This is a genomic window from Gemmatimonadota bacterium (assembly GCA_009838845.1).
In the GTDB taxonomy this organism is placed as follows: Bacteria; Latescibacterota; UBA2968; order UBA2968; family UBA2968; genus VXRD01.
In genome coordinates, this window is sequence record VXRD01000069.1 from 1 (window position 1) to 10160 (window position 10160).

The following is a 10160-nucleotide window of genomic DNA, read 5'->3' on the forward strand; positions in this document are numbered from 1 at the left end:
ATCTATAAATAATATAGCAATTATTGATTTGTCTAATAAGAAAAAATCACAGACATTTGTTCGACAATATTTTATGAACTCTTTTCACGCAAGGAGAAGAATCATGTCCTCCAAAGTCCGAGTCGCCATCATCGGTGTAGGCAACTGTGCATCCTCCCTTGTACAGGGCGTCGAATACTACAAAAACGCTTCTGAAGATGATTTCATACCCGGATTGATGCACCCCAACCTGGGCGGCTATCACATCCGCGACATTGAATTTTCCGCAGCCTTTGACGTCAATGCGGAAAAAGTGGACAAAGACTTGAGCGAAGCCATCTTTGCCCATCCCAACAACACCATCAAATTTGCCGATGTCCCCCACCTCGACGTTCCCGTTTACCGCGGCATGACCCACGATGGACTGGGCAAATACCTCGATCAAGTCATAACAAAAGCCGAAGGCGACACCGTTGACATCGCCGAAATCCTCAAAGCCACGCGCACAGACGTCGTCGTCAATTACCTGCCCGTGGGCAGCGAACAGGCCACCAAGTGGTATGTGGAACAAGTCCTCCAGGCCGGATGTGCCTTCGTCAACTGCATGCCCGTCTTTATCGCCAGTGCCGGACACTGGCCCGAGCGCTTTGAAAAACGCGGCCTGCCTCTCATCGGAGACGACATCAAGTCACAGGTCGGCGCCACCATCACCCACCGCGTGCTCACCCGCCTGTTCCGCGAACGCGGCGTCAAACTCAGCAAAACGTATCAACTCAATTTTGGCGGCAACACCGACTTTTACAACATGCTCGAACGCGAACGCCTGGAATCCAAAAAAATCTCCAAAACACAGGCCGTCACCTCTCAGCTCGACTACGACCTGGGCGAAGACAATATTCACGTTGGTCCCAGCGATCACATTCCCTGGCTGGAAGACCGCAAATGGTGTCATATCCGCATGGAAGGCGAAACCTTTGGCGGCGTGCCCCTCAATCTGGAACTCAAACTCGAAGTCTGGGACTCACCGAACTCAGCGGGCGTGGTCATCGACGCAGTCAGGCTCTGCAAACTCGCCCTCAACCACGGCCTCAAAGGTCCCTTGATGGGACCATCGTCTTACCTGATGAAATCGCCACCCAAACAATTTAGCGACGATCAAGCTCGCGAAATGACGAGTGACTTTATTCGCCAGTACGGCATAAAAGAGTAAAATCTCTCTCCCACACAGTGTTTGCCATTTGGCACGCACTGTGTTTATCTTATATTTTAAGCGATCCTGGGCTTTAGCCCCTGGTCGCTTTTTTATTTTTGAACATTGCAATAAAAACCGTTTGATTTCTATTTCTAAGAGGCTAATTTACCCAATGCTTTATCCATAATCTCTAAACAGAGCAAAAAAGAGGTCCAAATGAGGCGTTTTGAAAATAAGATCGCCCTCATCACAGGCGGTGCTTCTGGCATTGGTCGGGCAACGGCAAATCGCCTCGCAGACGAAGGCGCGCACGCAATCATCGCAGACCTGAATGCAGAGATGGGCAATCGCGCCGTATCTGAGATCCGAGAAGCCGGTGGCAAAGCCACGTTTTTACAAGTCGATTTGTCAGACGATGCATCCGTCAGAAAAGCGGGTCGGATCGTCTCGGAAACATTCCCCGCACTTCACATGCTCGTGAACAACGCCGCCATATTGAGACAAGGCAATATTGAAGACGGCGAATGGCGTAAAAACTGGGAACCCGAAACGAGAATTGTAAGAGGTTGGGTACTGATAACCGAAGTCCTCTTGCCCCTATTAAAAAAACAGGGCGGCGCAATCGTCAACACCTCCTCTGAAGGGGGATTCCTCGGTCGCAAGAACATGCTGGTCTATGATGCGATCAAAGCAAGCCTGGTTTCGATGACAAAAACAATGGCCTATGAGTTTGTTGAATACGGCATTCGCGTCAATGCCGTAGCACCGGGCTGGATCGTCACAGAAATGCACTTTGGCAATGCCCCAGACCCGCAGGCGCGCAGAAAAGAACTGGAAGAAACACCGATCTCATCCTGCATCATGGGGCGGCGCGCACAACCCGAGGAAGTCGCCTCTGTCATCGCCTTCCTCCTCAGCGAAGACGCCTCCTATATCACAGCCCAAACCATCCACGTTGATGGTGGACGCATGGGCATGAACTTGCCGAAAAAAAAATAAAAAATCGCAACTGCCGACGCCATCGTGCGATCTGTCCAGGAGCATCAAACCATCCTCGTCGATATATAACAAAGGAGACCGTCATGGACAAAGTACTCATCATCGTAGGAGACGCCACAGAAACCGTCGATACCCTATACCCATTTCTCAGAATACAGGAAGACGGTTTCACCCCCGTTGTCGCCGGGCCAGACAAACGACGCTATCAAATGGTACTCCACGAAATCTCCCCCGGCTGGGACATCACCGAAGAATGGAAAGGGTATTCGATCAACGCCGACATCGCCTTTCGAGACGTTGACCCCTCCGAATACGTCGGCATCTTCTTCTCTGGTGGTCGCGCCCCCGAATACATTCGCGACGACCCCGATCTCATTCGCATCACGCGTTATTTCTTTGAACACAACAAACCCGTTGCCAGCGTCTGTCACGGCGTTGAAATCCCGTGTCGCGCAGGCGTAGTAAAAGGGCGTCGCATGGCCTGCGTTTGGAAATGTCAATTTGACCTCGAAGTCTGCGGCGGCATCTTCGTTGATGAACCGTGCGTCATCGACGGCAATCTGGTCAGCGGCCGCGTGTGGAACGACCACGGACAGTACATGAAACACTGGATGAACCTGCTCATCGAAGAACGCGAAAAAATGAAAACCCGCGAAACAGTCGCCGCCGATTAGACGGAGCGGGGTAAAACTGGTCGTTTCTCAGACCAGTTCATAGACGAATCCCATCCCGCCACCCAAAGTCAGTGCGAATCTCGATTCGTTGATTCGTTGAGAGGAGTAAGTGTATGATCATCTCAGACCTGCGCGAGATTGAAGGCCGACAATTTCCCGCACGCAGAAGAACACAGCCTGTTGCAGGTACTGGCACCCCCATCCCTACCGAGGAATTCTCCGTTGGATTCGTCACCTTCGAACCCAACGGAGGGCAGGTACCCTGGCACAATCAGGCACAGGAAGAAATCTACTTCGTCATAGAAGGCGAAGGCGAAATGTGTCTTGGAACCGAAAGACAAACCCTGAAAGCCGGTCAGGCCGTGTACATTCCCCCGGGAGAATATCATCAACTCACCAACCTGGGAGACGTACCCCTGAAAATGATCTACTGCTGTGCCGCTGGCTTTATTGCGCACCCGCAGCAGGAAATGACCGGCACCCTGCCGAAGGCAGGCATCGACGTACCTCCCCTACCCGATGGCGCGCAACCGCAACAGACAGCCCCGCCATAAACGCGAACAAGGACGGACCAAATGCCAACTTCACAAACATCATCCCCACATCTGGGCGGCTTGCAACCCCGTGGCACGCGCCGTCTCATCTACGTCAGCGACCCTTCAAACACCACCAGCCACCTCAGCGTCCCGGCGGCCAAACCCGAAGAACTGCGTCAGATCGTTCGCAATTACGCCTCCGCGGGCAGTATCGACACCCTCGTACAGGAAATCTTCGCCGAAGCAATGACTATGTTCTGGCGAACCGACAAATGCCCTTACGACATCCGGCACCAGCACCAGCGCCTGATACCCATAATGGACAGCGGAATCATGCCCGTCGAAGTCTATATCGACGAATGCCATAAGCAGGGCATGGAATTTATCGCTGGTTTTCGAATGAACGACCGCCACGGCCACCACACGGAATTCTTCAAAAAACTCTGCGACGAAAAACCCGAATGGGTACTCAGAGAATACAAACCCTCCACCAGACGTGCATCGCCCGAAAGCCGCAAATACGGGTGCTCCTTAAACTACGCCATACCAGAAGTGCGCGCCTATCTACTCGCCATCATGGAAGAAGTCGCCAACCGCTTCGACATAGACGGCATGGAATTTAACTTCACCCGCCTTGCAGAATGTTTTCCCCGAGCCGAACTATCACACAGTCACAGCACCATGAACGGCTTTATTCGACAAGTCCGCAACATGCTGGACAGTGCCCATTCCCCAACAGGCAGAGACCGAAACCTCATCCTCGGCGTACGCGTACCCCAGCAAATGGCGGGCTGCAAAAACCTGAGCTTGGACGTACCCACCTGGATCAAAGAGGGCCTGATCGACTATGTCGCACCCGGAGATTTTGGATTCACTGACTTCAACGAAAAATACGAAGACTTTGTATCAATAGCCCGGCAGCACAACTGTTATGTCTATCCTCAAGTACAACCCAGACTCAGTATAGATACAGAATTTCTCATGGACATGTCCCAATACCGCGCCGCATTGCAAAACTTCTATGCCGCAGGTGCCGATGGCTTTTCGACCCAAAATTACTTCTTTCACTGGGGACCTCAGTTTGAACCCCCGGGAACTAATGGCGCAAAAAACCCCACAATGTATCCAGCAGCGATGAACGACCTCGTAGAATTAAAAGACCCGCAAAACATCGGCCCAGACCGACACTACACATTCCGTTCACTCTGGGCAAATAGCAAAAGTTTGGGCGAGGTCTATATCAAAGAAGAACTCGTCCTCTCCCGCCAAAAAATGGGACAACGAGACACCTTCAGATTTCGCCTGTGTGAACATCTCCCCTCAGAACCCATCCCTTCAGAAAACACTCTGACTTTCTTTACACAGGGCTTGTCAAAAGACGACGCACTCACAGTTGACATCAACGGCACAAAAATCCCATCTCAAGATCTGAAATGGACCTGGCCTGATAACGACCAACCCCCATCGTGTACAATCGCGTTATCAAACCCGCCATTTATTTATGGCGACAACCACCTGGGACTGACCATCGCAAAATCTGCGGAGAATATCGAAGAGGATATCGTCGTTGATCACATAGAATGCGGGATCCGATCTCATTCCCAGACGGGCGACCAATAGCCTGCGGACAAATACAGAATGCAAAACGCCCCGGTAGAAGTGTTTCTTTTTTTCCACAAGAGATGTATCTTGACTTCAAGAAATTTTAATAATATCCTGAAGAAAGACCCATAGATCCTGCAGTCATCTGCGCCACAACAGAAAGGACAAGACATGGATACACAACCAGGCAGACAAGATCGGACTACATACCCGATACAAGACGATGTGCGATTGGAAGTCTATTGGCGGAACGACCGCGCCGGTTACGGTCCCGCGGCGTCTGTGTATGCTTACAACCAGGAGGTTTTGCGTCTGGACTGCTTTGGAGAGGCAAAAAAACACGGCGGGAAAGGTCACTGCCACATCAACCTGAAACAGACCCGGGCAAGGCAATGGATGTACCCTCCCGGAACGGTTCGAGACCATATCGGGCACGCGATGCACGATCTGACACACAACCTGCGTTTTTGTCTCACGACAAATGTGGATGAAAGGATACAGCAAATCGAGATCGACCAGGAAACACTACAACCGATTGCCCAGGAGGTTGAAGCAAAAATGCTGGCATTTGCAGACAAGCTCGACTTATAATCAGGCGTTCCTTGCGGCTCTGAGAGGGGCTGCAAGGAATATTTGATCGAATTCTCGAAACGCTATTGTAGAACATCTCGAATAACCGGAGCGTACGATGGGCACCCTGCACGGACATATTATTGACAGCGCGACCGGCGAACACATCAACGCCAAAGTACACGTCCTGACCGCCAACGGTCGTTTTTGTCACCCGCGCGATGCCATGCTCAAACGCGGCCCCGGCACACCCTTCTTCTTCTGCGATGGCGAATTTGAAGTTCAAGCCTCGCGCGGGCGCACCGACATATTGGTCGAACGCGGTACAGAATACGAACCCATCCGCACCGTAGTCGAAATGCCGGAAAACGGCGTCAAAGACGTCGAAATCACCCTCAACCGCTGGTATATTCCGCAGGAAAACAACTGGTATCCGGGCAACACACACATCCACTACGACGAAAAGGAAACCCGCCCCGACGACCGACTCGCCATTGACTGTAGCGTGGAAGGCTACAACGTCACCGTCGTAAGCGTCCTCGACAGAAGACAACTCCCCTACGCCAGCAACAAATATCCCATCGGCGTGATGAACGAATTTACCACCGCACATCACGTACTCGACATCGGCGAAGAAAACCGCCACTACGGCGAAAACTCGCCCTGGGGGTTCGGATATGGACACGTCATGTTCCTCAACATCCGCAACCTCATCCAACCCGTCAGCCGCGGCCACATCCTCACAGCGCAATTCGACCCCGACTATCCCCCCCTGTGCTTTTGCTGTGACGAAGCCCGCGATCAGGGCGGCATTGTGATATGGTGTCACAATGGTCGCGGCATGGAAGCCCCCATTGCCGCGGCACTGGGCAAACTGGACGCCTTCAACCTCTTCGACCCCTTCTGGATGGACCCCGAATACGACCTGTGGTACAAACTGCTCAACTGCGGCATCGCCTTGCCCGCCTCTACCGGCACCGACTGGTTCGTCTGCTCCAACAACCGCGTCTATGTCAACACCAGAGGCGCGTTCTCCTACGAAAACTGGATAACCGGTATGAAATCGGGCAACACCTTTATCACCAATGGTCCCGCTATTGACCTGAACGTAAACGACCACCCCATGGGCGCCACAGTTGAATTGCCCTCTGGCGGCTCGCTCGACATAGAATCCACATTCACGTCCTATTACCCCATTCACTGCGCCGAAATCGCGATGAATGGCCGCATCATTCATAGGGAAAACTATCCCGAAGGCAAACGCGAAGGCGCCATTCGCCATCGGGTCAATATCGACCGCGACGGCTGGGTCGCAGCCCGGCTCTGGGGCAACCAGCGCGACAGCTTTGACCAATCGATCTACGCACACAGCAGTCCGGTTTATTTTGCCTGCGGCCGTCCACCTGCCGAACGCAACGAATCCGCACAGTATTTTCTCAACGGTATCGAAGACGCGCTCAAATGGATCGACACCTATGGTCGTTACAACACCGACCAGCAACGTGAAGAAGTCATAGACCTGTTCCGACAAGGACGAGAGGCGTATGCGAGTCTGATAAATTGAAAACCTCGAACAAGAAACTACAACACCATGACCGAAGACGAAAAATATCTCTTTGACCTCAACGGGTATCTCGTCGTTGAAAACGTTTTAACCGAAGACGAACTCGCCCTGGCTAACGAAGCGGTTGATCGCCACCTCGAAAAGGGGCGTATCCGCCCGAGAGAACAGCGTCTTGACGGCGACTCACCAGCCCTTGAAGGCACGCATGGTCGCGGCGAACTCGGCAGCCTCATCCACTGGGACGAACCCTGGTGCAACCCCTTCCGCGACATGCTGGCGCATCCCCTCATTGTGCCCTATCTCAACGAAATACTCGGCAAAGGCTTTCGCATCGATCACCAGATGTTCCTGCTCTGGATGGACAAAGGTGCCGAAGGCCATCGCTTCCACGGCTCCTCTGGACCCGGATTTGACCCCAACCAGTATTATATATTCAGAGATGGCAAAATGCACAACGGCCTCACCGTCGTCTCCATCCAGCTCACAGATGTCAACCCGGGCGACGGCGGTCTCTCCCTCATCCCGGGATCGCACAAAAGCAATTATCCCTGTCCGCAGGAAATGCGCCTGTATCAAAAATACCAGGAACACATCCGCCAGATCACCTGTAAGGCAGGCGACGCAATCATCTTCACCGAAGCCGTCACACACGGCACCCTGCCCTGGACAGCAGACCATCCACGGCGGTCAACGCTCACCCGCTACACCGCCGGCAACATGGCGTATGTACGCGCCTACGACATACCCGAATGGGCAAACGAACGACAACGCGCAGTCATGGAACCGCCCTATCACACGCGGCTAAATCGCCCAACACTCGAAGAATGATCAGACCTGGCATCAGCGAAAGAGCACATCCCGTATGGAACCAATAACGAGAAGAGCACTCATCCATTCCGGCCTTGCCTGTTGCGCGATCGCCCCATGGTTGAAAACTCTGATAGCGGTCGCCAACACCGACCAGCTTGAACCACAAACAAGGAGGCACACCATGACACGGACATCATCTGGCGTCACCGACACCGAGATCATACTCGGTGTATCCGCTGCGTTCTCCGGTCCATCCCGGGGTTTGGGCATCGAACTGTATCGCGGTGCCAGTGCGTATTTCACACACATCAATCAGCAGGGAGGCATATCGGGACGCAAAATAGTTCTCAAAACCTATGACGACGGCTACCAGCCCGACCCCTCCGTCAAAAACACCTTGCAATTGATGTTGGAAGACGAAGTGTTTTTGCTCTTCGGTTATGTCGGAACCCCCACCGTAACCCGCGTGCTCCCCATGCTCAAAAAATTCCAGGACAAAAACATCTTCTTATTCTTTCCATTCACCGGTGCGCAACCCCAGCGAGAACCGCCTTATGGCGACTTCGCCTTTAATCTGCGCGCCTCCTACCGCCAGGAAACCGCTGGTCTCGTGGATAATTTTATCCGCATCAACCGAAAACGCATTGCCGTATTCTATCAAGCCGATGCTTATGGTCGCAGTGGATGGGCAGGCGTAAGAAGTGCCTTGAAGAGGCACGGAGAACAAATAGTGGGCGAAGCCACGTACCGCCGCGGAGAAAAATTCACCGGCAGCATGCGAAAACAGGTCGAAATACTGAAAGCATCAGACCCGGAAGCGGTGATCTGCATTGGAGCCTATGCGGCTTGTGCGGCCTTTGCGCGCGACGCCGTTAACCTCGGCCTACGAGTTCCAATTGCCAACCTGTCCTTTGTCGGAAGTGAAAACCTCTTAAAACTCCTCACCGAAGGACAGGACAACAGCGACTCATACACGCAACTGCTCGTAAACTCTCAGGTGGTACCCAGCTACGAAGAAACATCCACACCAGCCGTCCAGGAGTACCGCGAAATGATGCAACAATACGCCCCACAACCACCCGAAGAACTGGTGAAAGAAGACTACACACCCTTCGCTCAGAGCTTTGTTAGCCTCGAGGGATTTCTCAACGCCAAATTAATGGTTGAAATTCTGCGCCGCCTCAGCGACAACCCGCAGCGAAGCCAACTCGAAGACGCGGTCTTCAGCATTCAGGATTTCGATCTGGGCATCGGCGAACAGGTCTCTTTTGGTCCAGATCGCCGACAGGGCCTACAGCGAGTCTATTACACGGTTGTCGAAAACGACCGTTTTGTCACGCTGGATAACTGGGAAGACAGGTTTGGCACAAAATGAAAATCAAAAAACTCTTTCAAAAAACGCGGTTCGGCATCTTCGCGCTATTTGGTATAATCAGCCTGTCAACATCCGCCTTGTGTATTTATACGGTCGATACACACTTGTCGGAGGAATACGAGAACAACAGCAAGAACATCGCGAAGACTATCGCCGACTCCAGTGTCGATATTCTCTTAAATCGGGACCTCGCAGCTCTGCAGTCGCTCATCGATCAATTTGTCGAAATCCAGAGCATCAAATACATCTATATCACGGATGAATCAGGTGAATTTCTCGCCCACACATTTGTACCCGGCATTCCCGAAGTCATTCGAACAGACGACCCATTCAAGACAGAAGCCATAGAACGCAATCTGCCTGGAATGGGCGATTTCGTCGAAGTGGGCAGTCCGATTCTGGCGGGCATTGCCGGCACGGTTCACGTGGGCATGGACACGGGGCTGATTGCGCTAAAAATTCAAAGAGCAATCGGAAGACAGGTCTATCTCATCTGCATCATACTCGTGGTAGGCTTCTTTGCTGCGATATGGCTCGTCAACCTCGCGGCGAATCCCCTCGGCGATCTCCTCGCTTATGCAGTGGGTCGCGCGCGCGGTGAAAATGGAGCCTCGGACGACAAACTGCTATCGCGCGACGACGAGGTCGGACACCTCGCCAACCTCTTCTTCTATGTTTCTGAGGGTAAAGAGACGAATAGACGAATAGACGAATAGACGAATAGACGAACCCCGCCCAGCCACCCAAAACCTTCTGGATTGCGGCTTAAAGCATGCCGCAATGACGATGGTTGGGACTGATTGATGATTCGTAGATTCGCTGATTCGTAGATTCGCTGATTCGTAGATTCGCTGATTCG

The 10160-nt window shown here is 52.6% G+C and carries 10 protein-coding genes; all 10 read left to right on the top strand.

Annotation, left to right across the window (positions count from 1 at the left end; translation table 11 throughout):
• Nucleotides 1-103 precede the first annotated feature (103 nt).
• Nucleotides 104-1189, top strand: a complete 1086-nt coding sequence (locus F4Y39_09165) for an inositol-3-phosphate synthase (protein MYC13878.1) — start codon at nucleotides 104-106, stop codon at nucleotides 1187-1189.
• A gap of 198 nt (nucleotides 1190-1387) precedes the next feature.
• Nucleotides 1388-2170 (top strand): SDR family oxidoreductase, encoded by a 783-nt coding sequence (locus tag F4Y39_09170; GenBank protein ID MYC13879.1) that lies wholly within the window; start codon nucleotides 1388-1390, stop codon nucleotides 2168-2170.
• Nucleotides 2171-2253: 83 nt separating this feature from the next.
• Nucleotides 2254-2844, top strand: a complete 591-nt coding sequence (locus tag F4Y39_09175) for a DJ-1/PfpI family protein (protein MYC13880.1) — start codon at nucleotides 2254-2256, stop codon at nucleotides 2842-2844.
• Nucleotides 2845-2957: 113 nt separating this feature from the next.
• On the top strand, nucleotides 2958-3398 hold the full coding sequence (locus F4Y39_09180) for a cupin domain-containing protein (protein MYC13881.1): 441 nt from the start codon (nucleotides 2958-2960) through the stop codon (nucleotides 3396-3398).
• A 21-nt stretch (nucleotides 3399-3419) separates the two neighbouring features.
• Nucleotides 3420-5000, top strand: a complete 1581-nt coding sequence (locus tag F4Y39_09185; GenBank protein ID MYC13882.1) for a family 10 glycosylhydrolase — start codon at nucleotides 3420-3422, stop codon at nucleotides 4998-5000.
• Between the two features lie 153 nt (nucleotides 5001-5153).
• Entirely contained in the window at nucleotides 5154-5573 is a 420-nt protein-coding gene (locus F4Y39_09190) for a hypothetical protein (GenBank protein MYC13883.1), read from the top strand.
• A gap of 97 nt (nucleotides 5574-5670) precedes the next feature.
• A complete protein-coding gene (locus F4Y39_09195; protein ID MYC13884.1) occupies nucleotides 5671-7116 on the top strand; it encodes a hypothetical protein in 1446 nt (481 codons plus the stop codon).
• Between the two features lie 27 nt (nucleotides 7117-7143).
• Nucleotides 7144-7944 (top strand): phytanoyl-CoA dioxygenase family protein, encoded by an 801-nt coding sequence (locus F4Y39_09200; GenBank protein ID MYC13885.1) that lies wholly within the window; start codon nucleotides 7144-7146, stop codon nucleotides 7942-7944.
• Between the two features lie 163 nt (nucleotides 7945-8107).
• On the top strand, nucleotides 8108-9301 hold the full coding sequence (locus F4Y39_09205) for an ABC transporter substrate-binding protein (protein ID MYC13886.1): 1194 nt from the start codon (nucleotides 8108-8110) through the stop codon (nucleotides 9299-9301).
• A complete protein-coding gene (locus tag F4Y39_09210; GenBank protein MYC13887.1) occupies nucleotides 9298-10017 on the top strand; it encodes a hypothetical protein in 720 nt (239 codons plus the stop codon). The genes F4Y39_09205 and F4Y39_09210 overlap by 4 nt, the downstream gene beginning before the upstream one ends.
• Nucleotides 10018-10160: the final 143 nt, after the last annotated feature.

Excerpts from the sequence above, each read along its gene's own strand:
- F4Y39_09165 (MYC13878.1), top strand. The coding sequence starts at position 104 with ATGTCCTCCAAAGTCCGAGTCGCCATCATCGGTGTAGGCAACTGTGCA.
- F4Y39_09185 (MYC13882.1), top strand. The coding sequence starts at position 3,420 with ATGCCAACTTCACAAACATCATCCCCACATCTGGGCGGCTTGCAACCC.
- F4Y39_09170 (MYC13879.1), top strand. The coding sequence starts at position 1,388 with ATGAGGCGTTTTGAAAATAAGATCGCCCTCATCACAGGCGGTGCTTCT.
- F4Y39_09200 (MYC13885.1), top strand. The coding sequence starts at position 7,144 with ATGACCGAAGACGAAAAATATCTCTTTGACCTCAACGGGTATCTCGTC.
- F4Y39_09175 (MYC13880.1), top strand. The coding sequence starts at position 2,254 with ATGGACAAAGTACTCATCATCGTAGGAGACGCCACAGAAACCGTCGAT.
- F4Y39_09205 (MYC13886.1), top strand. The coding sequence starts at position 8,108 with ATGACACGGACATCATCTGGCGTCACCGACACCGAGATCATACTCGGT.
- F4Y39_09210 (MYC13887.1), top strand. The coding sequence starts at position 9,298 with ATGAAAATCAAAAAACTCTTTCAAAAAACGCGGTTCGGCATCTTCGCG.
- F4Y39_09190 (MYC13883.1), top strand. The coding sequence starts at position 5,154 with ATGGATACACAACCAGGCAGACAAGATCGGACTACATACCCGATACAA.
- F4Y39_09195 (MYC13884.1), top strand. The coding sequence starts at position 5,671 with ATGGGCACCCTGCACGGACATATTATTGACAGCGCGACCGGCGAACAC.
- F4Y39_09180 (MYC13881.1), top strand. The coding sequence starts at position 2,958 with ATGATCATCTCAGACCTGCGCGAGATTGAAGGCCGACAATTTCCCGCA.